At 66.2% G+C, this 22073-nt stretch carries 28 protein-coding genes, 1 tRNA gene and 1 other RNA gene; 23 read left to right on the top strand and 7 right to left on the bottom strand.

Translation table 11 applies throughout. The annotated features are described in order from the left end of the window. Window positions 1-2: 2 nt before the first annotated feature. Entirely contained in the window at window positions 3-1229 is a 1227-nt protein-coding gene (locus tag ABD678_RS13210; protein WP_344757538.1) for an Nramp family divalent metal transporter, read from the top strand. Between the two features lie 8 nt (window positions 1230-1237). Further along, entirely contained in the window at window positions 1238-1909 is a 672-nt protein-coding gene (locus ABD678_RS13215; RefSeq protein WP_344757540.1) for a metal-dependent transcriptional regulator, read from the top strand. A 56-nt stretch (window positions 1910-1965) separates the two neighbouring features. Here the strand turns inward: ABD678_RS13215 and ABD678_RS13220 are convergent, their stop codons facing one another. Both ABD678_RS13220 and ABD678_RS13225 read right to left on the bottom strand, forming a co-directional pair. Further along, window positions 1966-2709, bottom strand: coding sequence for a DedA family protein (locus tag ABD678_RS13220; RefSeq protein ID WP_344757542.1), 744 nt, complete (start codon window positions 2707-2709; stop codon window positions 1966-1968). 74 nt (window positions 2710-2783) lie between these two features. Then, window positions 2784-2865 (bottom strand) — tRNA-Leu (locus ABD678_RS13225). Between the two features lie 212 nt (window positions 2866-3077). Between ABD678_RS13225 and ABD678_RS13230 the strand changes: the two genes are divergently transcribed. From ABD678_RS13230 to ABD678_RS13280, 11 genes are all read left to right on the top strand, one after another. After that, on the top strand, window positions 3078-3506 hold the full coding sequence (locus ABD678_RS13230; protein WP_344757544.1) for a helix-turn-helix domain-containing protein: 429 nt from the start codon (window positions 3078-3080) through the stop codon (window positions 3504-3506). Between the two features lie 9 nt (window positions 3507-3515). Then, entirely contained in the window at window positions 3516-4187 is a 672-nt protein-coding gene (locus tag ABD678_RS13235) for a PIN domain-containing protein (RefSeq protein WP_344757546.1), read from the top strand. A gap of 158 nt (window positions 4188-4345) precedes the next feature. Then, entirely contained in the window at window positions 4346-5650 is a 1305-nt protein-coding gene (locus ABD678_RS13240) for a CpaF family protein (protein WP_425561993.1), read from the top strand. Next, on the top strand, window positions 5647-6510 hold the full coding sequence (locus ABD678_RS13245; RefSeq protein WP_344757548.1) for a type II secretion system F family protein: 864 nt from the start codon (window positions 5647-5649) through the stop codon (window positions 6508-6510). Before ABD678_RS13240 ends, ABD678_RS13245 begins: the two co-directional genes overlap by 4 nt. Further along, complete coding sequence (locus tag ABD678_RS13250) at window positions 6507-7445, top strand: type II secretion system F family protein (protein ID WP_344757550.1); 939 nt, start codon at window positions 6507-6509, stop codon at window positions 7443-7445. Before ABD678_RS13245 ends, ABD678_RS13250 begins: the two co-directional genes overlap by 4 nt. 68 nt (window positions 7446-7513) lie before the next feature. Beyond that, window positions 7514-7858 (top strand): PadR family transcriptional regulator, encoded by a 345-nt coding sequence (locus ABD678_RS13255; protein ID WP_344757552.1) that lies wholly within the window; start codon window positions 7514-7516, stop codon window positions 7856-7858. Next, on the top strand, window positions 7855-9210 hold the full coding sequence (locus tag ABD678_RS13260) for a permease prefix domain 1-containing protein (RefSeq protein ID WP_344757554.1): 1356 nt from the start codon (window positions 7855-7857) through the stop codon (window positions 9208-9210). Before ABD678_RS13255 ends, ABD678_RS13260 begins: the two co-directional genes overlap by 4 nt. A gap of 80 nt (window positions 9211-9290) precedes the next feature. Beyond that, window positions 9291-9461 carry a hypothetical protein gene (locus tag ABD678_RS13265; RefSeq protein ID WP_344757556.1) on the top strand — a complete coding sequence of 57 codons (171 nt, stop codon included), beginning with the start codon at window positions 9291-9293 and terminating at the stop codon, window positions 9459-9461. A gap of 8 nt (window positions 9462-9469) precedes the next feature. Then, the gene (locus tag ABD678_RS13270; protein WP_344757595.1) at window positions 9470-9862 is read left to right on the top strand and encodes a TadE/TadG family type IV pilus assembly protein; all 393 of its coding nucleotides are present in this window, start codon (window positions 9470-9472) and stop codon (window positions 9860-9862) included. Beyond that, window positions 9837-10325 carry a hypothetical protein gene (locus ABD678_RS13275; protein ID WP_344757558.1) on the top strand — a complete coding sequence of 163 codons (489 nt, stop codon included), beginning with the start codon at window positions 9837-9839 and terminating at the stop codon, window positions 10323-10325. Before ABD678_RS13270 ends, ABD678_RS13275 begins: the two co-directional genes overlap by 26 nt. Next, entirely contained in the window at window positions 10322-10804 is a 483-nt protein-coding gene (locus ABD678_RS13280) for a pilus assembly protein TadG-related protein (RefSeq protein WP_344757560.1), read from the top strand. The genes ABD678_RS13275 and ABD678_RS13280 overlap by 4 nt, the downstream gene beginning before the upstream one ends. Window positions 10805-10863: 59 nt before the next feature. Here the strand turns inward: ABD678_RS13280 and ABD678_RS13285 are convergent, their stop codons facing one another. Together ABD678_RS13285 and ABD678_RS13290 are read right to left on the bottom strand one after the other, a co-directional pair. After that, window positions 10864-11505: a LysE family translocator gene (locus ABD678_RS13285; protein WP_344757562.1), complete on the bottom strand. Its 642-nt coding sequence runs from the start codon at window positions 11503-11505 to the stop codon at window positions 10864-10866. Window positions 11506-11517: 12 nt separating this feature from the next. Continuing rightward, entirely contained in the window at window positions 11518-12762 is a 1245-nt protein-coding gene (locus ABD678_RS13290) for an MFS transporter (protein WP_344757564.1), read from the bottom strand. Between the two features lie 81 nt (window positions 12763-12843). Here ABD678_RS13290 and prfB point away from each other — a divergent pair, with 81 nt between their 5' ends. The 4 genes from prfB to smpB all read left to right on the top strand — a co-directional run bounded on the left by prfB (window position 12844) and on the right by smpB (window position 16304). Further along, on the top strand, window positions 12844-13944 hold the full coding sequence (gene prfB, locus ABD678_RS13295; RefSeq protein ID WP_344757566.1) for a peptide chain release factor 2: 1101 nt from the start codon (window positions 12844-12846) through the stop codon (window positions 13942-13944). Window positions 13945-13992: 48 nt separating this feature from the next. Beyond that, entirely contained in the window at window positions 13993-14739 is a 747-nt protein-coding gene (gene ftsE / locus ABD678_RS13300; RefSeq protein ID WP_344757567.1) for a cell division ATP-binding protein FtsE, read from the top strand. Then, window positions 14736-15647 carry a permease-like cell division protein FtsX gene (ftsX, locus tag ABD678_RS13305; RefSeq protein ID WP_344757569.1) on the top strand — a complete coding sequence of 304 codons (912 nt, stop codon included), beginning with the start codon at window positions 14736-14738 and terminating at the stop codon, window positions 15645-15647. The genes ftsE and ftsX overlap by 4 nt, the downstream gene beginning before the upstream one ends. A gap of 180 nt (window positions 15648-15827) precedes the next feature. After that, on the top strand, window positions 15828-16304 hold the full coding sequence (smpB, locus tag ABD678_RS13310; protein ID WP_344757571.1) for an SsrA-binding protein SmpB: 477 nt from the start codon (window positions 15828-15830) through the stop codon (window positions 16302-16304). A gap of 194 nt (window positions 16305-16498) precedes the next feature. On the opposite strand, the gene ABD678_RS13315 is transcribed toward smpB, so the two are convergent. Both ABD678_RS13315 and ABD678_RS13320 read right to left on the bottom strand, forming a co-directional pair. Beyond that, a complete protein-coding gene (locus ABD678_RS13315) occupies window positions 16499-17176 on the bottom strand; it encodes an SIMPL domain-containing protein (protein ID WP_344757573.1) in 678 nt (225 codons plus the stop codon). A 54-nt stretch (window positions 17177-17230) separates the two neighbouring features. Next, window positions 17231-18601: an NAD-dependent succinate-semialdehyde dehydrogenase gene (locus tag ABD678_RS13320; protein ID WP_344757575.1), complete on the bottom strand. Its 1371-nt coding sequence runs from the start codon at window positions 18599-18601 to the stop codon at window positions 17231-17233. A gap of 228 nt (window positions 18602-18829) precedes the next feature. Here ABD678_RS13320 and ssrA point away from each other — a divergent pair. From ssrA to ABD678_RS13350, 6 genes are all read left to right on the top strand, one after another. Beyond that, window positions 18830-19205: a transfer-messenger RNA gene (gene ssrA / locus ABD678_RS13325) on the top strand. Window positions 19206-19442: 237 nt separating this feature from the next. Then, window positions 19443-20417 (top strand): sigma-70 family RNA polymerase sigma factor, encoded by a 975-nt coding sequence (locus ABD678_RS13330; protein WP_344757577.1) that lies wholly within the window; start codon window positions 19443-19445, stop codon window positions 20415-20417. A 147-nt stretch (window positions 20418-20564) separates the two neighbouring features. Further along, a complete protein-coding gene (locus ABD678_RS13335; protein WP_344757579.1) occupies window positions 20565-20729 on the top strand; it encodes a hypothetical protein in 165 nt (54 codons plus the stop codon). 18 nt (window positions 20730-20747) lie between these two features. After that, window positions 20748-21014 (top strand): DUF7218 family protein, encoded by a 267-nt coding sequence (locus ABD678_RS13340; RefSeq protein WP_344757581.1) that lies wholly within the window; start codon window positions 20748-20750, stop codon window positions 21012-21014. Between the two features lie 61 nt (window positions 21015-21075). Beyond that, window positions 21076-21429, top strand: coding sequence for a DUF7882 family protein (locus tag ABD678_RS13345; protein ID WP_344757583.1), 354 nt, complete (start codon window positions 21076-21078; stop codon window positions 21427-21429). Between the two features lie 105 nt (window positions 21430-21534). Beyond that, entirely contained in the window at window positions 21535-21771 is a 237-nt protein-coding gene (locus tag ABD678_RS13350; protein WP_344757585.1) for a hypothetical protein, read from the top strand. A gap of 88 nt (window positions 21772-21859) precedes the next feature. On the opposite strand, the gene ABD678_RS13355 is transcribed toward ABD678_RS13350, so the two are convergent. Continuing rightward, window positions 21860-22073, bottom strand: a 214-nt coding sequence (locus ABD678_RS13355) for a hypothetical protein (RefSeq protein ID WP_344757587.1), incomplete at its 5' end; no start/stop codon positions are given.

Raw genomic sequence — 22073 nt, forward strand, 5'->3', positions numbered from 1 at the left:
GTATGCCGAAAACTCGCACGCGCATCATCCGAAATCGTTCGTGGATGCTGCTCGGCCCGGCCTTCGTCGCCGCGATCGCCTACGTCGACCCCGGCAACGTCGCCGCGAACCTCACCGGCGGCGCCCGCTACGGCTACCTGCTCGTCTGGGTGCTCGTCGCGGCGAACCTCATGGCCGCGATGGTGCAGTACCAGTCGGCGAAGCTCGGTATCGTCACCGGCCGCACGATGCCCGAGCTGCTCGGAGAACGGATGCGCCCCGGCCCGCGCCGTGCGTTCTGGGCGCAGGCCGAGCTCGTCGCCGTCGCGACCGACCTCGCCGAGGTCATCGGGGGCGCGATCGCCCTCTCCCTGCTGTTCGGCATCCCGCTCTTCCTCGGTGGCCTCATCGTCGGCGTCGTCTCGATGACGCTCCTCGGACTGCAGAGCCGGTTCGGTCAACGTCCGTTCGAGTCCGTCGTCATCGGGCTTCTCGCGATCGTCGCGATCGGATTCCTGGCCGGCCTGTTCGTGAATCCTCCGGATGGCGCCGCGATCGCGGGCGGACTGCTGCCCCGATTCGACGGAACGGACTCTGTGCTGCTGGCCGCGAGCATGCTCGGCGCAACGGTCATGCCGCATGCGATCTACGTGCATTCCGCCCTCGCCCGCGACCGGCACGGACGGGCGAGTGACGCGACGCGTGCCGGCCTCCTCCGCTCCACGAAGTGGGACGTCGTGATCGCGCTCGGCATCGCCGGGATCGTCAACATCGGGATGCTCCTGCTCGCCGCGGTCAACCTGCGCGGCATCGAGGGCACCGACACGATCGAGGGCGCCCATGCCGCGATCGAGGGCACTCTCGGCCCGGGGATCGCGCTCGTGTTCGCAATCGGGCTGCTGGCATCCGGTCTCGCCTCGACCTCGGTGGGCAGCTACGCCGGCGCGACGATCATGGCCGGGCTGCTCAAACGCCGGATCCCCCTCTTCGCGCGCCGGGTGGTGACGCTCATCCCGGCACTCGTCATCCTCGCGGTCGGCGTCGATCCGACCTGGGCACTCGTGCTGAGCCAGGTGTTCCTGAGCTTCGGCATCCCGTTCGCACTCGTGCCGCTGCTGAGGCTCACGAGCGACCGAACGGTCATGGGGGAGTCGGCGAACGGGCGAACGGTGCGATGGGTCCTCGCTACGATCGTCATGCTGGTGGTCGCACTCAACCTCGCGCTCATCGTGCTCACTCTGGTCGGGTAGGAGGCGTCGTGAAGGAGAAGCCTAATTTCGCGGATGCCGTCGTCGAGGACTACGTCAAGGTCATCTACTCGCACACAGAGTGGCAGCCCGAGCCGATCACGACCTCGGTGCTCGCCGCACGGCTGGGCCTTGCGCCGTCGTCGGTGACGGAGATGGTCAAGAAGCTCGCGGTATCCGGCCTCGCCACGCACGTGCCGTATGGAGCCGTGACCCTGACCGAGGAGGGGCGTGCGCTCGCCCTGCGGATGCTGCGCCGTCACCGGCTCATCGAAACCTGGCTCGTCGAGTCGTTCGGCTACGGCTGGGACGAAGTGCACGACGAGGCGGAGGTGCTCGAGCACGCGCTGAGCGACCGGCTGCTCGAGCGAATCGCGCACGAACTCGGCGACCCGGTGCGCGACCCCCACGGTGATCCGATACCCCGCGCTGACGGCACGGTCGAGCAGCCGGATGCCGTGCTGCTGCAGGACGCGCCCGACGGCTTCTCCGGGCCTGTCGTTCGCATCAGCGACCGTGCCCCGGAGCTGCTCAAGCATCTTCACGAGGAGGGCGTCGCCCTCGACACGGTCATCGAGGTCGTGGAGCGGCGCCCGTTCGGCGGGGCGCTCTCGATCCGTACCCCCGCATCCGCGCTCGACCTCGGCGTCGAGGCCACTGCCGCCATCTGGCTCGCGCTCTGACCGCCCGTCGAGCTTGTCGAGACCCGGATTTCGACGAGCTCGATCCGAGGGGGTCGTCACCCGCGCTGCGGGTCGTTGCTCGGGTCGTTGTCGAAGTAGGCCTCGTCGATGACGATCTCGTTCGGGCTGAGCGGGTCGACCCCGGCGCGCTGCGCCTGCTTCGCCTTCTGCGTCGAACGGAAGTAGTGCCACAGCGTGGGGATGAGGGTGAGCGTGACGGCGGCGATCAGGATGACGTCGATGTATTCCTCGACGAACACCGCGACCGGCGGGATGTAGCCGATGAGGAATCCGAAGAAGGTCAGACCGAAGCCCCAGATCCCGGCGCCGATCAGGTTGTACAGCGAGTACTTCTTGTAGTTCATGTGCCCGATGCCTGCGGCGACCGGAACGAAGGTGCGCAGGATGGGAACGAACCGGGCGAGGATGACCGACAATCCGCCGAAACGTACGAAGAAACGATTGGTTCGCTCGACGTTCTCACGGCTGAAGAGTCCGCTCTCCTTGCGCTCGAAGACCGCCGGGCCGAGCTTGTGGCCGATGAGGTAGCCGCACTCCCCGCCCGCGAATGCCGCTGCGGCGATGAGCAGGCCGACCCACCAGATCTCCAGTCCGAAGACCAGTGAAGTGTGGGTGAGCAGCCCGGAGATGAGGAGCAGGGTGTCACCGGGGAGGAGGAACCCCACGAGCAGGCCGGTCTCGGCGAAGACGATGAGGCAGACCACGACGAGCGCCCATGGACCGGCGGTGGTGATGATGAGCTCGGGGTCGAGCCAGGGGATGAGCGCGGAAGGAACCAAGCGGGGTTTCTCCAGTCAGTGTGATGGGCGCGAATGCGTCCATGACAGGTTACCGGCACAGTCTTGAAAGTCGGTGCGGGAGGCGGGACTTGAACCCGCACGCTCGAAAGCACAGGAACCTAAATCCTGCGTGTCTGCCAATTTCACCACTCCCGCGGGCGACACCAGTGTACGTGGGGCGGTCGGCTGTGGATAACTTCCGCAGACGTTCGGAGTCAGGTGACTATGTCCCGGAAATGACGTGGCCTAGCTGAACTTTTCGAGGGCGCAAGCGGAGTTGCGGTTACATGTGTAATCTGGTCTTAATCGGATTTACAAAAGACCGACTCAAGTTCGCGTTCACGTGCGCGAGAGATGAGATGAGAACGGTGACCACGCTAACTCTGTCAAACGACTCCATTATCCTCGATGATCAGCTTCGCGATGAAGCTGTCGAGCTAGTTGAAACCGCAGAAGACGATCGATTGGGCCACCTCGAAGTCGTAGTTAATGGTGTCCGACATGAGGTGCCCGAAGCGCTGTCGCGTTTGCTCGTCCATGTTATTGAACGGGCCGCTCGAGGCGGGACTATGCATATTCGATCGATGCCAGAGGAACTCACCACTACCGTCGCTGCGGAACTCTTAGGTGTTTCACGACCGACCTTTATGAAATATATCCAGTCTGGAGAAATTCGTTCGCGCATTGTCGGAACACATCATCGTGTGCGCTCGCGAGACGTTATCGCCTTTCGTGAACGCCGAGACAAGGACCGTGTCGCGGCCTTGGAAAACCTCCGCGTGGAGCTACCCGGCTAACCTTGATGAGTGATTCAACAGCGAGTATTTGTCGACGCGGATGTTTTGTACTCCGCGTGCCTTCGAAACTGGCTGTTCCAAATGAGAATCTCGACTCCATCGATGTTTCAGTTGTACACGACCGAGGATGTTATTTCTGAGACGCTTTCCAAGCTGAGAGACAAGAATCAGCGATGGAGTGGGGGTCAGATAACGCGAATCCGTGCTGCGATCATTGAAGTGTTCGACGAAATCGTCGAGGACTTCGATGAGTCAGTCGAATACCAGGGTGCAGATCCAAACGACTTTCATGTTCACGCGGCGGCACTCTCTTCGGAAGCGGACATGTTGCTGACTTGTGACACCGGGCTGCTAAATCAACCAAACGCAGACGAGCTTTCCTACGAAGCATTTCATCCGGATGACTTCTTCATCCTCGTGAACGATTCCGCACCGCTAGATGTTCGATCCGGCACAATGGAACAACTCCGCTACTACATCCAAAGGAACGGAGCAAAGGACACCAGGCTGGTGGACTCTCTCATCGCCGCCGGTTGTCCGCAGTTCGCGGAGATTGTCAGAATTCATCTCATGGATCTCGCTGGAGCGCTCCCGAGGCAGGATCGGCGGAAGCTCCGGCGATTCGAGCGCCTCAAGCTTCAAGTGTCGGAGCGCGGCTCGGTGGGGGAGTCCACCTGGTGATGGCTGAGAAGTGACACGCCGGTGACAGACCTCGGAAGTCCTCGATCGCGGAACGAACTTACGCGACGCCTTGAGGCGGTTGCCCCTACAAGCCAGCGTCATCCATAACCTGTGGATAACTTCGGCGGGCTGCGCACCGGCTCCTGCATGATTCTCGGGTGAACTCCGCCGTGACGATCATCGCCGACCGCGTCCGTGAGCGGGTGCGCCGCGAAGGCGTCGACCTTGGCGGCGACCACGAGCTCGCGGGCGGTTTCGTGCGCGACGAGATCCGCCGGTACAGCGAGCGGGCGCTCGGCGGTTCGCTCCCTGCGATTCCGGATGAGGCGCAGGCGGCAAGGGAGGTCGTCGCCTCGATCACCGGGTTCGGTCCCCTGCAGCCGTTCTTCGACGACGACACGGTCGAGGAGATCTGGATCAACGGCCCGAGCCGTGTGTTCGTCGCCCGTAACGGCGTCCCTGAGCTCACCGGGGTCGAGCTGGCCGCGACCGAGGTGCGCGATCTGGTCGAGCGGATGCTGCAGTCCACCGGTCGCCGCGTCGACCTCTCGAGCCCCTTCGTGGACGCCTCGCTGCCGGACGGCTCGCGGCTGCACGTGGTCATCCCGGATGTCACGCAGCGGCACTGGGCGGTCAACATCCGAAAGTTCGCCAAGCGCATCAAGGAGCTGCAGCAGCTCGTCGCGCTCGGTTCGCTCAGCCTCGAGGCATCCGAGTTCCTGCGGATGTGCGTGCTCTCCGGGCAGAACATCCTCGTCTCCGGGGCCACCCAGAGCGGCAAGACGACTCTGCTGGGCGCACTGCTCACGTCGGCGCGGCCGGGCGAGCGCATCGTCACGGTCGAGGAGACGTTCGAGTTGAGCTTCACCGCGCGTGACGTCGTCGCGATGCAATGCCGGCAACCCAGCCTCGAGGGCACGGGAGAGATCTCGCTGCGGCGCCTCATCAAGGAGGCGCTCCGGATGCGCCCCGACCGCCTCGTGGTGGGCGAGGTGCGCGAGGCCGAGTCGCTCGACCTGCTCATCGCGCTCAACAGCGGGTTGCCGGGGATGTGCAGTGTGCACGCGAACAGCGCGCGCGAGGCACTCACGAAGCTTTCGACGCTGCCGCTGCTCGCCGGCCGTAACATCGACTCATCCTTCGTGGTCCCGACCGTCGCGACGAGCATCGACATCGTCGTGCATTGCGCGCTCGAGCGCAGCGGTCGGCGGCACATCGTGCAGATCGTCGCGCCGACCGGCCGTGTCGTCGATGGAACGATCGAGGCCGAGACGATCTTCGAGCTGCGGGGCGGTTCCCTGGACCCGACAGGGAGCCACCCCGCGAGGTCGGCGAAGTTCCGCAGCGCCGGGCTCGACCCGGCGAGCATTCTCGACCTCGCGGTCGGTCGTGATCAGGCTGCCGTTCCCGAACCCGTCGCGCCGCGCCGGCGGGCCGCCGTTCCCGAGGGCGGCGCCGCGTGATCCTCCTGCTCGGTTGCTCCCTCGGGTTGGGGCTGCTCCTCACTGCCTCGCCGTTCCTCTGGCCGGCGGCACGTCGAGCCCTGCGCAGCACTCCAGGTGTCGTCGGCCGCCTTCAGGAGCGGATGCGGCAGGCCGGCCTGCGGGCCGTCTCGGTGCCGACCTTCGCGATCGTCTCGCTCATCGTCGGTGCGGTGACCACGGCGGCGGTGTTCGTGTTCGTCCCGGTCGTCGCGCTCGCGGTCGCCGCCGGGCTCGTCGCCCTCGCCCTGCCGACCGCCGTCGTCAACTGGCGCGCCAGGGCCGGCCGCCGTGCGAACCGCGTGGTCTGGCCCGACGTCGTCGACCACCTCGTGTCGGCGGTGCGCTCCGGGCTCTCGCTCCCGGATGGCGTCGCCCTCCTCGCCCACAACGGTCCAGCCCCGACGAGGGAGGCGTTCGCCGAGTTCGAGAGCGACTTCACGGCATCCGGGAACTTCGCGCGGAGTCTCGACCGGGTGAAGGAGCGTCTCGGCGATCCGGTCGCCGACCGCATCCTCGAGACACTGCGGATGTCGCGCGAGGTCGGCGGCAACGAACTGCCCGCAGTGCTCAGGGCGCTTGCCGCGCACCTGCGGCAGGAGGCCGCCATCCGCGGGGAGGTCGAGGCGCGGCAGTCCTGGGTCATGAATGCTGCGCGGCTCGGTGCGGCAGCGCCGTGGGTCATCCTCGCGCTGCTCGCGACCCGGCCGGAGGCCGCTGCCGCCTACAACACGTCGGTGGGAATCGCCGTGATCGTCGGCGGTCTCGTCGTGACCGTCGTCGCCTATCGTGCCATGATCGCGCTCGCGCGGCTGCCCGAGGAGCGGAGGTGGTTCCGGTGAGCCCGGCGGGTGCCTGGGCGATCGCCCTCGGGCTCACGCTAGGCCTAGGACTCTGGTCGCTCGTCAGCCTCGTGCCTCGGCTGGCGCGACCGGGACTCACCAACCGCGTGGCGCCTTACCTCGTCGATGTCTCGGATGGTGCGCGCGCGTACGTCGAGCACCGGCCGTCGAACCCGCTCCCGGTGCTCGGGACCATGCTCGGCCCCCTGGCCGGCCGCGTGCGCGCGCTTCTCGCCCCGCTGCTCGGCGGTCCGGCGGTCGTTGCCGAAAGGCTGCGGCAGTCCGGGTCTGAGCTCAGTGTCGATGCATTCCGGGCCCGCCAGCTGGCCTGGGCGATCGGCGGGGCCGCCGTCGGGGTGCTCCTCTCCTTCGCACTCGCGCGCACTCAGCCGCTGCCGGTCGTTGTGCACCTGGGACTCGTGGTCGTTCTCTGCGTCGCCGGGTTCGTCGCGCGTGACTATCTGCTGCAACGTGCAGCCAGGTCGCGGCTCGCCCGGATGGCGGGGGAGTTGCCGGTGGTCCTCGAGTTCCTGACGCTCAGCCTGTCGGCGGGGGAGGGCATCCTCGACTCGATCCGCCGCATCGCGAAGACGAGCGGGGGCGAGCTCGCCGCCGAGCTCGGCAGCGTCGTCACCGCCGTCAACAGCGGGTCGCCGCTCGCCGAGAGCCTCAAGCAGATGGCGGACGGCATCCGGCTGCCCGCGCTCACTCGCTGCGTAGCGCAGGTGACCGGTGCGCTCGAGCGCGGAACGCCGCTCGCCGACGTGCTGCGCGCGCAGGCTCAGGATGTGCGCGAGGAGGCCAAGCGCGACCTGCTGGAGCTCGCCGGGAAGAAGGAGGTGGCGATGATGGTGCCGCTGGTTTTCATGATCCTGCCCGTGACGATTCTGTTCGCGGTCTTCCCGGGGATCTACGTGCTGCAGCTGGGGTTCTGAGTACGCCATACCTCGATGATCTAGATACCTAACAGCATCAGGTATACGATCGCTGCAGGGAGGCATCCGTGAACATCGACAAGGATCTCGTCGCGGCGATGGCGACGCCGCTCGTGCTTGCGATCCTCGCCGAGGGCGAGAGCTACGGATACGCGATCCTGAAGCGCGTGCGCGAACTCTCCGCCGGTGACGTCGAGTGGACCGACGGGATGCTCTACCCGCTCCTGCACCGCCTCGAGCGACTGGACTATGTCGTGGCCGAGTGGGCGCTCTCTCCCGAGGGCAGACGGCGACGCAACTATCGGATCACAGCATCCGGTCGCGCCCAGCTCGCCGACCAGCGCCGGCAATGGGAGACGGCGAACCGCACACTCGGCGGACTCTGGGACCTCGCGCTCCCGGCGGGGGCATGACGATGGATGCCCTCGATACCAGCATCGGCGAATGGCGTGCCGCCATCCTGCGCGGGAAGGCCGTCGACGAGGTCGACGCCGACGAGCTGGAGGGGCACCTGCGTGAGCAGGTCGCCGACCTCGAGACAGGCGGACTGGCGACCGACGAGGCCTTCCTCATCGCGGTGCGACGGCTCGGGCGGGTGGATGCGCTCACTGCCGAGTTCGCCCGCGTGCAGGGCGACCGACTCTGGAAACAGCTCACCCTGCCGACCGCTGACTTCGGTGCCGAAACCGGCGAACGACGGTCGTTGCCCACCATGCTCGGCTTCGCGGTTCTGGCCGGTGCGCTCGTTCTGACCGCACACCTTCTCGCGTCCTCGTCAGAAGCGGCTTTCGGGTGGCTCGCCAGGGACTACAGCCTCCTGGTGCTTCCCGTGCTCGCCGCCTACTTCGCGTGGTCGAAACGGATGCCGTGGCGGCGCATCCTGCCGCTCGCCATCGTGGTCGTCGCCCTCGCACTCATCGTCAACCTCTACCCCTTCACGCTCTACGGGAGCACGGGAGATCTCGTCGTCCTCCATCTCCCTCTGGTGCTCTGGTTCGTCGTGGGCGTGGCATACCTCGGGGGGGAAGTCCGCTCATCCGCCCGCCGGATGGACTTCCTCCGCTTCAGTGGCGAGTGGGTCATCTATTACACGCTCATCGCACTCGGCGGCGCGGTATTGCTCGGCCTGACCACACTCATCCTCACGCCCATCGCCCCCGAGGTAACCAGTATCGTCTTCAGCCGGGTCATGCCGACGGGGGCTGCTGGGGCTGTCATCGTTGCCGCCTGGCTCGTCGAGGCGAAGAAGAGCATCATCGAGAATCTCGCTCCCGTGTTGACCGCGATCTTCACCCCGCTTTTCGCCGTCATGCTCATCGTCTCGGCGGTCGCTTACCTCGTCTCCGGCGTCTGGCGCGATTTCGACCGCGACCTGCTGATCGGGTTCGATGTGCTCCTGCTTGTGGTGGTCGCCCTCGTGGTCTACGGCATCTCCGCCCGCGACGCGACGAAGGGCACCGGGGTGATGGACATCATCCGACTCTGTGCGGTCGTCGCGGCAATCTTGCTCGATGGGCTCGTGCTCGTCTCGATGTTCGCGCGGGTAGGCGAGCTCGGGTTCACGGCCAACCGGGTCGCGGCACTCGGACTCAACGTCATCCTCATCGTCAATCTCGTCGGCACCGCCTGGCTGCTCGTGCGCCAGGTCGCGGGGCGCGCACCGGCGGCGCGGCTTGAGCGCTGGCAGACCAGGTACCTGCCGGTCTTCGCCGCCTGGGTCGCCTTCGTCGTACTCGCCCTGCCGCCCCTGTTCGGCTTCGCGTAGACCGGCCGGCGACGTCGTACTACGTCGTCGCCTGTGGAGAACTTCCGACGCCCTCGTGGCGCATCGAACATACTGTGCGGATGCTGCGAACTCGACTCAGTCCCTTCCTCGCGGATGACCGCGGCGACGTCCCAGGGTGGGTGCTCATCACCCTCATGACCGCTGGCCTCGTCATCATCATCTGGGCGCTCGCCGGGCCGGCCCTCGGCGAGGTCTTCCAGCAGGCGATCGATCGCGTCACCGGGTTCTGACCGTGCGGATGCCGCAGCGGCTCGCGCAGGAGGAGTCCGGCTCCGCGGTCGCCGAGTTCGTCATGGTCGGGGCGTTGCTCACGATCCTGACCCTCTCCGTCATCCAGCTGGGGCTCGTCCTGCTCATCCGCAACACCGTGCTGGATGCGGCCGCCGAAGGCGCGCGGTTCGCCGCGCTCGCCGACAACGGGCTGGCCGACGGGGTCGAGCGGACCAGTCAGCTCGTGACGGTCGCGCTCGGGCCGAGCTACGCGGAGGACGTATCGGCGTCCTACGGCAGCTACCTCGGCCATCCGGCCGCAATCGTCACCGTGCGCGCCCCGCTGCCGCTCATCGGTCTCATCGGCATCGAGCACGGACTGGAGGTGGAGGGGCATGCCGCAGTGGAGACGCTGGACTGAGCGCCTGCAGCGCGAAGCCGCCCGACTCCGCGAAGAAGCCGGTACCGCCTCGCTCGAGTTCATCACGGTCGGGCTCATCCTGCTGCTGCCGGTCGTCTACCTCGTGCTGACGATGTCGTCCATCCAGGGCGGCGCCTTCGCGGTCGAGGGTGCGGCCCGTCAGGCGGTGCGCGTGTACGTGCAGTCGGGGAGCACCGCCGAGGCGGCCGCCCGAGCCGAGCGGGCCATCCGGTTCGCCCTCGCGGATGCCGGCCTCGACGCTCTAGAGCCGCACGTCGCGGTGACGTGCTCGCCGCATCCGGATGCGTGCCTCACCAGGCTCGGCACCGTGACGATCTCGGTAGGGGTGACTGTGCCGATGCCGCTCGTTCCCCCGGTGCTGCAACTCGAGGTACCGCTCGGCATCCCCCTGCAGGCGACCGCGACTGAGCGGGTCTCCCGCTTCTGGAGCGCCGACCGATGAGCGCGTCACAACTCACTGAGGAATCACGCGGCGAGAATCTCAAGAGCGCTCTTAGCGATGACCGCGGCTCCACCCTTCCGCTCACCATCTTCTACGGCTTCCTCTGCCTCGTGCTCGTCCTCATCGTGGTCGCCGCCACCTCGCTCTACCTCGAGCGCAAGCGCCTGTTCACCCTTGCGGACGGCGCCGCACTCGTCGGCGCGGAGGCCTTCGACCTCGACGAGGTCATCCAGACCCCGGACGGCCTGCGTGCCAGGCTCGAGACCCCGGATGTCGCCGTCGCCGTCGCCGGATACCTCGCTGCCGTCCCGACCTCGGGCTTCGAATCGCTCAGCCTGGATCGCGCGGAGACGGTCGACGGACGCAGCGCGACCGTCGCGCTTTCCGCATACTGGCGCCCGCCGGTCGTCTCGGCGCTCGTGCCGGAGGGCATCCGTATCGAGGTCACGGCCGTCGCCCGCTCGGTCTTCTCCCGCTGAGGGTCCCATAATGCCCTTCACGCTGGCGCGGAAGGGCACTTTCGGCCCCTTTCTAGCGCTCAGGTCGGCTCGTGGTTCACGAACAGCACGGCCGCGCCGAGTCCGATCATCATGACGCCGCCGGTCGCGCTGAGGGTCGCGATGCGCTTCGGAGACCGGGCGAACCAGTCCCGCGCAGCCCCGGCAGCGAGTGCCCAGACGCTGTCCGACAGGAGAGCCACGATGACGAAGACGATTCCGAGCAGCAGCATCTGCAGCGGGATGCCGCCCGCCGAGTGGTCCACGAAGAGGGGGAGCACGGCGACCATGAAGATGATCGACTTCGCATTGGTGACACCGACCACGAATCCCTCCCAGATCGTGCGCCACGCGCCGCGACGGGCGACGGGTGCCGTGACGGCACCCGCTTTCCGACGGCGATGCCGGATCGCCTGGATGCCGAGGAAGATGATGTAGGCGGCCCCGAGCAGCTTGACGATCGTGAACGCGACGACGGATTCCTCGAGAAGCGTGCCGAGTCCGAAGGCGATCGCGATCGAGATGACGAGCGCGCCGGCGGCGTTCCCGACGACACTCAGCAGCCCACCGACCCGGCCGAGGGAGAGTGAACGGCCGATCGTGAACAGCACGCTCGGGCCCGGGATGACGATGAGCGGGATCGATGCGAGCCCGAAGGCGAGGAGGTTGGCCGTGGGAATCATGTGGAGGAAATGCTAACGCCTGCGCGGGGCGTACCGTGGCAGGTATCGCCACAGGATGCCGGCGCCGACGAGCCCGAGGATGCCCATGACCCCGCTCGCGAACGACAGCGAGACGAGCGCGGTGAGGCCGGAGATCGCGAGGGGTGCTGCAGCTCCTCCGGCATCCGAGGTGAAGCGCCATGCGCCGAGAAATGGCGCCGGATCCTTCTTGTCGGCGAGGTCGGCGCCGAGCGTCATGAGGAGCCCGGTTCCGAATCCGTTGGCCACGCCGAGCGCCATCGTGATGCCGATGAACCATGCGGCGTTGGCGGACAAGTCGTGGGTGAACGCGAGTACGAGGTGCCCGAGACCGAGCCCGATCATCGACGGCAGGGCCGTCCACATCCGTCCCCACCGGTCCATGATCTGACCCGTCGTGTAGAAGAGCGCGAAGTCGAGGGCGCCGGCGATACCGATGATGAGGGCGGTGTTCGCATCCGAGATGCCGATGCTCACCGCCCAGAGGGGAACGAGGACCTGGCGGCTCGCGCGCAGCGCTCCGACGAGGAGGGCGCCGGATCCGAGTCGGGCGAGCACGCCGCGGTTTTTGACGATCGTTTGGAACAGACCGTGGGACTCGCGCTCAAGGAGGATCTCACCCTCGCGCTGCCCGGATGCTGCGAGCCTCGGGCGGAACGTGGCCTCGGGGTCTCGGAGGAAGACCAGCAGCAGTGCGGCGACGAGGCATCCGGCGACGTGCACCCAGAATGCCGAGGAGGTCGATCCCGTGAGGTGGATGACGGCCGCAGCGAGGAATGGGCCGATGAAGAGGCCGAGCCGGAAGCTGCCCCCAAGGATGGAGAGCGCGCGGGCGCGGAAGGCGACGGGAACGAAACTCGTCATGAACGCGTGGCGCGCGAGCCCGAAGACCGCGGTCGCGAGACCGATGAGGAAGATCGCGACACCCAGAACCCACGGATTCGGTGAGAACATGGCGAGTGCGAGGCCGACGATCGACAGGAGGGCCGCGTAGATCATGCTCGCACGCTCGCCGATCCGGCTGATGATCCAGCCGCTCGGCACGTCGCCGAAGAGCTGGCCTACCGTGATCATCGCGGCGATGAGGCCTGCGACCGCAAGCTGCGCGCCCAGGTTGTGGGCGACGATCGGGATGATCGGAATGATGGCGCCCTCGCCGATCGAGAAGGCGAGTGTCGGCAGGACGGCAGGCAGTGCGATCGAGCTGAACCTGAAGGGTGGCGGCTCGGATGTGGTCATGACTGCTCAACTCTATTCGGCGGCTCATGGTCTATTCGGCGTACGAGGCCTCTCCGGCGGGAAAGGTAGTCTTGATCGGACATGAATGAGCTCGACATCTCTGAAGACCTTGCCGCGCTGCGCTCGACGTTCGCGGACATCCGCTCGGTCGTCGGGGTCGAGCGGCTCGAGGCCGACATCGCGAGCCTCAGCGAGCAGGCGGGCGTACCCGACCTGTGGGACGACCCGGAGAAGGCGCAGAAGGTCACGAGCGCACTGAGCCACCGGCAGGCGGAGCTGGCGAAGATCACCGGCATCCAGCAGCGGCTCGACGACCTCGAGATCATGGTCGAGCTCGCGAACGAGGAGTCGGACGAGGCGGCGGCCGAGGAGGTTCGCACCGAGTTGGCGAGCATCCAGAAGCTGCTCGGCGAGCTCGAGGTTCAGACCCTTCTCAACGGCGAGTGGGATGCGCTGCCCGCGGTCATCACGATCCGTGCGGGCGCGGGCGGGGTGGATGCCGCCGACTTCGCCGAGATGCTGCAGCGGATGTACCTGCGCTGGGCCGAGCAGCACGGCTACGCCACGCGCGTGCTCGACACGAGCTACGCGGAGGAGGCGGGCATCAAGTCGACGACGATCGAGGTGGATGCGCCCTACGCGTTCGGCACACTGAGCGTCGAGGCGGGCACGCACCGGCTCGTGCGGATGAGCCCCTTCAACTCGGCTGGCAAGCGTCAGACGAGTTTCGCCGCGGTTGAGGTCATCCCGCTCATGGCGGAGACCGAGCACATCGACATCCCGGAGGGCGACATCCGGGTGGATGTCTTCCGGTCGTCGGGCCCCGGCGGCCAGTCGGTCAACACGACCGACTCGGCCGTGCGCATCACGCACCTCCCGACCGGCACGGTCGTGTCGATGCAGAACGAGAAGAGCCAGATCCAGAACCGGGCGGCGGCCATGCGCGTGCTGCAGTCGCGGCTGCTCGTGCTGCAGCGCGAACAGGAGGCGGCGACGAAGAAGGAACTCGCCGGCGTCATCACCGCCAGTTGGGGCGACCAGATGCGCAGCTACGTGCTCGCGCCGTACCAGATGGTCAAGGACCTGCGCACCGAGTATGAGGTCAACAACCCCTCAGCCGTCTTCGACGGCGACCTCGACGGCTTCATCAGCGCGGGCATCCGGTGGCGCAAACGTAAGTAGTGAGTCGCTACCGAGCATCCGCGCACCCCTGCTTAGGCTCGTAAGGTCATGATTCGATTCGACCAGGTCACGAAGCTGTACTCGGGCAACACGAGGCCGGCCCTCAACTCGGTGACTCTCGAGATCCTCCGTGGCGAGTTCGTGTTCCTCGTCGGGGCGTCGGGCAGCGGCAAGTCGAGCTTCCTGCGGCTCGTGCTCAAGGAGGAGTCACCTTCGAAGGGCCAGATCCACGTGCTCGGCCAGAACCTGAGCAGGCTCACGAGCCGCAAGGTCCCCTACTTCCGCCGCAACCTCGGCGTCGTCTTCCAGGATTTCCGCCTCCTCCCGCAGAAGTCGGTGTTCGACAACGTCGCCTTCTCGCTGCAGGTCATCGGCAAGTCGAAGGGGTTCATCCAGGAGGCGGTCCCGGATGTGCTCAAGATGGTGGGGCTTGCCGGCAAGACGGGCAGGTTGCCTCATGAGCTCTCCGGCGGTGAGCAGCAGCGGGTCGCGATCGCGCGGGCCATCGTGAACAAGCCGTCCATCCTGCTCGCCGATGAGCCGACCGGCAACCTCGACCCGACCACGAGCGCGGGAATCATGACCCTCCTCAACCGCATCAGCGCCGGTGGGACGACGGTCATCATGGCCACCCACGATGCAGGAATCGTCGACCAGATGAAGCGCCGTGTCGTCGAGCTCGTCAGCGGCCAGATCGTGCGCGATGAGCGGCAGGGCGGCTACCAGACGCAGGCGCTGCCCGTGCAGCAGCAGGCGCCGCCGCCCACGTCGTCTGGGTTCGGGGTGGGCCGATGAGGTTCGGCCTGGTTCTCTCCGAGGTCGGCCAGGGGCTTCGGCGCAATGCGTCGATGGTCGTCTCGATCGTACTCGTGACGTTCATCTCGCTCACCTTCGTGGGTGCGGCGATCCTGCTGCAGCTGCAGATCAACCAGATGAAGGGCTACTGGTACGACCGGGCGCAGGTCGCCGTGTATCTGTGCACCGAGTATGTGGAGGGCGGCAACTGCAACGAGATCGAGGCGACGACCGAGCAGAAGGCGAACATCGAGCAGCAGCTCGAGGCGCCGCCGCTCGCCCCTCTCATCTCTCAGTACGACTTCGAGGATCACGATCAGGCGTTCGCCCGCTACCAGGAGCAGTTCGGCACTGAGGCCACCGGGTTCGTCACACCGGATTTTCTCCCCGAGACGTTCTGGGTGAACCTCAAGGACCCTTCCCAGTCGGATGTCCTGGTCGAGAGGCTGTCGAGCGTCGCCGGGGTGGATGAGGTGGTCGACCAGCGCAAATATCTCCAGCCGATCTTCGACGCGTTGAATGCGGCGAGCTTCACGGCCATCGGCATCGCCGGGCTCATGCTCATCGCCGCGGTGCTGCTCATCGCGACGACGATCCGCCTGAGCGCGTTCAGCCGCCGCCGGGAGCTCGGGATCATGAGGCTCGTGGGCGCATCCAACCGGTTCATCCAGACCCCGTTCGTGCTCGAGGGGGTGGTGGCGGCGCTCATCGGATCGGCGCTCGCGAGTGGTGCGATCGTGGCGATCGTGCACTTCTTCGTGCAGGGCTACCTCAACGCGACCCCATCGGCGACCCCGTTTGTGGATATCGGCGACGCCTTCATCGTCGTGCCCATCCTCATCGTCGGCGGTGCGGGGCTCGCCGCGGTCTCGGCGGCTGTCGCCATCCGCCGCTACCTGCGGGTCTAGCGCGCGCCTGCCCGGCTCTGGCCTGCTGCGCCGCGAGGGGTCGGTAACTGTCCTTCCTGCCTGCCACGAAGGACAGTTACCGACCCCTCGCGGAGGTGATGGGGTTCTGTGCGGGTGGAGCGCGCGTTATGCTGGTGGGCTGCCGACATCCGGCACTCTTCACCATTCAGGAGTTGTACCGTGCCCAGGGAACGTGGCGAGAAGGTGGTCGCCACCAATCGCAAGGCGCGGCACGACTATGCCATCGAAGACACCTATGAGGCAGGGCTCGTGTTGACCGGCAGCGAGGTCAAGTCGCTGCGCGAGGGTCGCGCGAGCCTCGTCGACGGTTACGCCTACATCGACGGGGGAGAGGCATGGCTGGATGCCGTGCACATTCCCGAATACGTGGGCGGCACCTGGAACAACCACGCCCCGCGCCGCAAGCGCAAGCTGCTGCTGCACAAAGCGCAGATCCTCAAGATCCACAACAAGGTGAAGGAGGGCGGCTACACGCTCGTGCCGCTGCGGCTGTACTTCAGCGACGGTCGCGCGAAGGTCGAGCTCGCGGTCGCCAAGGGCAAGCGCGAGTACGACAAACGGCAGACGCTGCGCGAGCGGCAGGATGTCCGCGAGGCCCAGCGCGCGATGTCGAGCCGCAAGCACCTCGGGGACTGAATTAGCTAGCTTTCTGAGTTCTCCGATCGGGCTTGTCGAGATCGCGGGCGCGGGGGTCTCGACAAGCTCGACCGGAGAAGGCGGGGCGACCTGAGAAGGCGGGGCGACCTGAGAAGGCGGGGCGACCTGAGAAGGCGGGGCGACCGGAGAAGGCGGGGCGACCGGAGAAGGTGGGGCGACCGGAGAGGGTTTGCCTAGCTCGCCACGAACCTGGCGTCGACGGTCGCGGACACCTCGATGTCCTCCGGCTTGAGGGAGAGCGCCGGGCCACCGCCGGCATCCGCAGCTTTGAAGGCGCGCGAGGCCATCGCCATCTCGATGTGCCCGGATGCGCCAGCCTGGTCGCCGAGCATCCCCGGGTCGGCGATCGCGGCCGCCCGCACCTCGCCCAGCCCGATCGCCTTCGCGTAGACGGTCGCCTTGTCGATCGCATCCTTGACCGCACGGGTACGCACTTCGGCCGTCACCGCCGTGCGGTGCGCCTCGGTGAGCGCCCACTCAATCGAGCCGATCGTGACGCCCTCGACGGAGGCGAGTTCTTCGAGGAACTTCGCGAGGATCTCGAAGTCGCTGAACTTCGCGGTGAAGCCGATGCGCGCGCGGTGGACGAGCGGCAACTGCTTGCCCTCCTGGTTCCAGGGCCGGTCGCTCCACACCTGTAACCGGTCGCTCGACCACCAGGTGATCGGGCCGACCTTTCCGTCATGCAGCGTGGTGATGCGCCCCCGCAGCTCGTCGGCACGCGCGTTGGCGGCGTCGAACACCTGGCCGCGTTGCGGCCCGTCGAAGCCGATGGTGAGTTGCACGGTGGCGCGCTCCGCCGGGTGGAACGCCGAGTGCTGGCCCTGCACGGTGATCACGGTCTCGCTCATGGCGACAGACTACCCGCCGCCACCGTGAGGCCGCGTGTCACAGTGTCGGGTGGTTCAGCCGATGCGGATGAGCTTCTTGTTCACGAACTCCCCGGCGCCGAAACGGCCGAGTTCGCGGCCCATACCACTGCGCTTCACTCCGCCGAAGGGCAACTCCGGGCTGTCCGCCAGCACGACATTCACGTACACCATTCCGGCGTCGATACGGTCGGCGACGCGCTTCGCCTGCTCGGGGTCAGTCGTGAACAGGTAGGAGCCGAGGCCAAACGGCGTGCCGTTGGCGACCTCGATGGCCTCATCCTCGCTCGAGACCCGGTAGATCGAGGCGACCGGTCCGAAGAACTCTTCGCGGAAGGCGTCGGCCTTCGGCGAGATGTCGCTGAGCACCGCAGTCGGGAAGAAGGCGCCGTCGCGCTCGCCCGACCTCGTGACCGTCGCCCCCTGCGCCGCCGCGCGCTTCACCTGCTCGTCGAGGCCCTCTGCGGCACCGAGCGAGGAGAGCGGCCCGTATCCGGAATCCTCGGAGAGCGGGTCGCCCGGGGTCACGCCCAGCATCTTCGCCGTGAACTTCTCGCGGAACTCGTCGTAGAGACCGTCGATGACGATGAACCGTTTCGCGGCGTTGCAGGACTGGCCGCTGTTGTCGAGGCGCGCGGCGACCGCGGACTCGACTGTGGCATCCATGTCGTCCGTGCTCAGCAGGATGAAGGGATCGGATCCACCCAGCTCGAGCACGACCTTCTTGAGGTGGCGGCCGGCGACCTCCGCGACCGCGGAGCCCGCGCCCTCCGAACCGGTGAGCGAGACGCCCTGCACGCGCGGGTCGGCGATGATCGTGGCCACCTGCTCGCTGCTCGCGTAGACGTTCGTGTATGCGCCGTCCGGGGCGCCTGCGTCGCGGAACATCTGCTCGATCGCGGCGGCCGACTCGGGGCACTGCGATGCATGCTTGAGAATGATGGTGTTGCCGACGACGATGTTGGGGCCGGCGAAACGGGCGACCTGGTAGTAGGGGAAGTTCCACGGCATGACGCCGACGAGCACGCCGAGCGGGTTCGTGCGCATGACGGCCGTGCCCTCGCTGCCCTCGGCGAGCTCGATCTTCTCATCCGCGAGGAACTCGCGCGCGTTGTCGGCGTAGTAGCGGTAGATGTCGGCGGCGAAGTCGACCTCGCCGAGCGCGTCGCCGATGGGCTTGCCCATCTCGCGCACGATGATGGCGGCGAGCTCCTCGCGGCGTTCCGAGTGCAGATCGCCGACCTTGCGCACCACGGCGGCGCGCTCCTCGATGCTCGAGGTGCGGCCCCAGGTGCGGTAGGCGCTCTCCGCGGAGGCGATCACCTGCTGGAGGTCGGCATCCGAGATCTGCGGGTAGGTGCTCAGGGTTTCACCAGTGGCGGGATTGGTGACGGCGTAACGGCTCACGGGCGGACTCCTCTTCCATGTGTCGGGCATCGTCGCCCGAACAATTCTCGGTGGTATTAGCTAATCATGCTGGATGCCGGCGCGCTCGGGAACGGATCGGACAGCGGCGGGGCTGGCGGCATCCGGATGCGGAAGGTAGACTGGAGGGCTGCCTCAGGCAGTGTGACAACTCAACAGCGCGTGACAGTGGCCGGCTCTCCACCACCAGTGATGGGGGAGCTCGAGCATGGGGATGATCGGTTTCGACATTGCCTGCGAGAGTGTGAGAAGCGGGTCGAGGATGCAGGGTTATCTCGTAAACGATCCCCGCAAAAAACAAGTGCCAATGCAAAGCGCACTGACTTCGCCCTCGCTGCCTAAGCGAGCGCACTAAAGAAGTCCGTCAGGCCGGGAATGCTCTCTACCCGGATTTCTGGCGTCATCCAGAGAGATTGCTGCGACGTTACGTCTTAGGGCGTCGCGGGACTTGAACTAAGGCTGGGCTTGTCGGATTAGGTGCCAGTGGCAAATTCCGGAGCCGAGTAGAACGCCTGCACTGGCTACACCCGTAGAAGGCATACGACCACAGCAGTGGACGGGGGTTCAATTCCCCCCATCTCCACCATCTCCTCCAGGGGAGGATGCCCCCACCGAGGATGCCCCTGTCGCGCGCTGTTGAGCTTGACCCCCGACTCTGCGGGGCGCGACCCCTCTGCATGGGCGACGCATTTTTACCATGATGCGACTGAGATAACAACCCCTTGTTCGAGGTACTTCTGCCATGGGCAAATAGGGACAGGTCCACGCACCCCTATTGCGCGGACATGGCGAACCCGAATCGCGTGAGCAATGGAGGAAGGTCATGTCGAATGCGTTGCAGCTTCCCGAGCCGAGCCCGCGTGAACGAATACGGGGTGTACGGCACTCGCCTGTCCGAGGGGTCGGCCGGGTCAGCGCCGACGGCCTCGGCGAATACCTCCGCAGCATCGGGGGCTACGCCGTACTGACGGCCGCCGAGGAACAGGATTTGGCCACACGGATTGAGGTCGGCTTGCTGGCGCGGGAACGGTTGGAGACGGCGACCGGCATCGACGCACAGACCCGAGTCGACCTCCGGACGCTCGTCACGGACGGCGAGGCCGCCTACCGCGATTTCGTGCATGCGAACCTCAAACTGGTCGTGAGCATCGCCAAGCAGTACGGCGGGCAGGACATCCCCCTGCTCGACGTCATCCAGGACGGCAATGTGGGTCTCGACCGGGCCATCAGGAAATTCGACCACCGGCTGGGATTCAAGTTCTCGACCTACGCGGTGTGGTGGATCAGGCAGTCCATCACGCGCGGTCTCGCCGAAGGCGGCCACCTCATCCGCGTGCCGGTGCACACGGCTGAGAAGATGAGCAGGCTGCGGCGGATCGGAGCGGGTCTCGACTCGGCCCTCGGCCGCAGAGCGGCGCCAGAGGAGCTCGCCCAGGAGTCGCAGTTCGACCTCGAAGAGGTGCAGCGACTCCTCGAGATCGATCGCGACGGTGTCTCGCTCCAACTCCCCATCGGCCCGAGTGATTCGGAGGGACAACTGGGTGACATCATCGAAGACGACGATGCCGCTCCCGTCATCGAGATGGTGACGATGACGATGAGGATCCAGCGCCTGCGCACCGAGATCGCTCGCTTGCCGTACCGGCAGGCGCGGCTCCTGTCCATGCGGTACGGCCTGGACGGGGAGAGCCCGATGTCGTTCGGGGAGGTCGGGAGCCGAATGGGAATCTCGAGAGAGCGGGCGCGTCAGCTCGAAGCGCGCGCCCTCAAAGCACTGCGGTGTCCGGACCTCGAGTGAGTGCCATCCGCCGTCATAGCAGGCTTGGGCCTGCCCGGCAAGCCCCTTGAAGGTCGGCCCATACGGAGTTGGCTGGATAGGGCGGAGGGAGTTGTGGCCGTGTCCATGACTCCTTCTGCGCAATGAAGAGAAATGAGGAACCGAATCATGAATGCACTATTAGCGATCGTGGCGATCATCGCCATCATCCTGCTTTTCGTCGGAGGATTCGTTCAGGCTGTGAACTTCCTGCTCTGGGTCGGAATCGTCCTGCTGATCATCGCGGTCATCGCCTGGCTGTTCCGTTACCTCTCCGGCCGACGCTCGGTGTGACCGGGAGGAAGGCCTGTCATGCCTGGCAAGAAGGACACCCGCCTCAAGAAGCCGGAGCTGTATGAGAAGCTCCGAGATGAGGGCGCGTCCAAGGAGAAGGCTGCGAGGGTCTCCAATGCGGTGGCCAAGCGTGGCGCATCCAGCGTGGGCAGGAAGGGCGGCAGGTCCGGCGACTACGAGGACTGGACCGTCGAGGAGCTCCGTGGCCGTGCGAAGGAATTGGGAGTGAGCGGCTATTCGGGCAAGAAGAAGTCCGACCTCATCCGCATGATCCGCGATCACTAGCACCCCCGCGGCAGCCCCTCTTTCGGCGCGCTGCGGGGGTGTGGAGTGAGATGATTGCGGCATGGGCGTTCTCATCTACGGTTCGGGGACAGAGTATGAGATCGAGGATCGCATCCTCGCTCATCTGAAGTTTGTGATCGCAGCGAAGCTGCGCCGTCAGGAGAACTTCTTCCTGAGCTGGTCCAATGAGCCGGATGCCGGCTCCGGCCGGATGTCGCTCTGGCTGTCGCCCAGCATCCCGCTGCAATTCCGTTTCTACGGAAGTCGGCAGCCTCAATTGAGCCGGCCCTGGCTCGAGGTACTGACGGAACTCTCCCACACGTCGCGGGGCCTCATCATCATCTCCGAAGCAGAGGCCGAAGCGGTCAAGGCGGGCACTCTGCCGATCGAGGAGGTCCAGGGCATAACCTCTTAGCGAATGCCACTCCCGGCGTCAAGCCCCTTGTCGAACCCCGCTGGGTCGACTTTCTTCAGCAGTACCACATTCTCTGGTTGCGCTGGAAAAGTTGGGAGGCATTCGATGTCGGATATCGTGAGCGACGCACCGCACCGCGAGGTGATCGCACAACCGATCAATGAGCACGAGTGGCAGGTGTGTGCCAACCGTGCAGGATCGATCGAAGACACGCAGGCGGTCTTCGGCTACATCTCCGAGCTGGGCGGGACCTACGAGGTCCATGTTCTTCACACGCCCGAGACCAGGCAGTATGTCCCGACCTTCAAGGAGGCCATGGACTGCTTCGGGGTCGTGACCTGATGTACCTGATGCTCCTGGTATACGCCGCGGCTCTCGTGCTTTTCACCGTGGGTGGGCTGGTGATCGCCCGGGCAGGCGTCCATTCGGCTCACTTCACGGGGTCGGCTGTGGGTGTCACAGCCTGCGTGGTGGCGGCGGCCGCGCTCACGGTGGCGCTCACCTCCAGCGAGATCCTGACCCAGTAGGTGCAGCCGACGTCGTCGGCGAGGCGTCGCGTGACGCCGGGCCTAGTTGTACTGACCTCGACCGTTGTTGATTCGGTCGATGGGGGTCTTGCCTCCGATGCCGAGATGGTGTCTGTC

Origin of the sequence: Leifsonella bigeumensis (assembly GCF_039537265.1) — a bacterium.
GTDB classification, from domain to species: Bacteria; Actinomycetota; Actinomycetes; order Actinomycetales; family Microbacteriaceae; genus Terrimesophilobacter; species Terrimesophilobacter bigeumensis.

Coding starts and splice junctions, on each gene's coding strand:
- ABD678_RS13330 (WP_344757577.1), top strand. CDS start 19,443: ATGTCGAATGCGTTGCAGCTTCCCGAGCCGAGCCCGCGTGAACGAATA.
- ftsX (WP_344757569.1), top strand. CDS start 14,736: ATGAGGTTCGGCCTGGTTCTCTCCGAGGTCGGCCAGGGGCTTCGGCGC.
- ABD678_RS13280 (WP_344757560.1), top strand. CDS start 10,322: ATGAGCGCGTCACAACTCACTGAGGAATCACGCGGCGAGAATCTCAAG.
- ABD678_RS13315 (WP_344757573.1), bottom strand. CDS start 17,176: ATGAGCGAGACCGTGATCACCGTGCAGGGCCAGCACTCGGCGTTCCAC.
- ftsE (WP_344757567.1), top strand. CDS start 13,993: ATGATTCGATTCGACCAGGTCACGAAGCTGTACTCGGGCAACACGAGG.
- ABD678_RS13285 (WP_344757562.1), bottom strand. CDS start 11,505: ATGATTCCCACGGCCAACCTCCTCGCCTTCGGGCTCGCATCGATCCCG.
- prfB (WP_344757566.1), top strand. CDS start 12,844: ATGAATGAGCTCGACATCTCTGAAGACCTTGCCGCGCTGCGCTCGACG.
- ABD678_RS13340 (WP_344757581.1), top strand. CDS start 20,748: ATGCCTGGCAAGAAGGACACCCGCCTCAAGAAGCCGGAGCTGTATGAG.
- ABD678_RS13210 (WP_344757538.1), top strand. CDS start 3: ATGCCGAAAACTCGCACGCGCATCATCCGAAATCGTTCGTGGATGCTG.
- ABD678_RS13290 (WP_344757564.1), bottom strand. CDS start 12,762: ATGACCACATCCGAGCCGCCACCCTTCAGGTTCAGCTCGATCGCACTG.
- ABD678_RS13270 (WP_344757595.1), top strand. CDS start 9,470: ATGCCGCAGCGGCTCGCGCAGGAGGAGTCCGGCTCCGCGGTCGCCGAG.
- ABD678_RS13345 (WP_344757583.1), top strand. CDS start 21,076: ATGGGCGTTCTCATCTACGGTTCGGGGACAGAGTATGAGATCGAGGAT.
- ABD678_RS13275 (WP_344757558.1), top strand. CDS start 9,837: ATGCCGCAGTGGAGACGCTGGACTGAGCGCCTGCAGCGCGAAGCCGCC.
- ABD678_RS13265 (WP_344757556.1), top strand. CDS start 9,291: ATGCTGCGAACTCGACTCAGTCCCTTCCTCGCGGATGACCGCGGCGAC.
- ABD678_RS13350 (WP_344757585.1), top strand. CDS start 21,535: ATGTCGGATATCGTGAGCGACGCACCGCACCGCGAGGTGATCGCACAA.
- ABD678_RS13335 (WP_344757579.1), top strand. CDS start 20,565: ATGAATGCACTATTAGCGATCGTGGCGATCATCGCCATCATCCTGCTT.
- ABD678_RS13260 (WP_344757554.1), top strand. CDS start 7,855: ATGACGATGGATGCCCTCGATACCAGCATCGGCGAATGGCGTGCCGCC.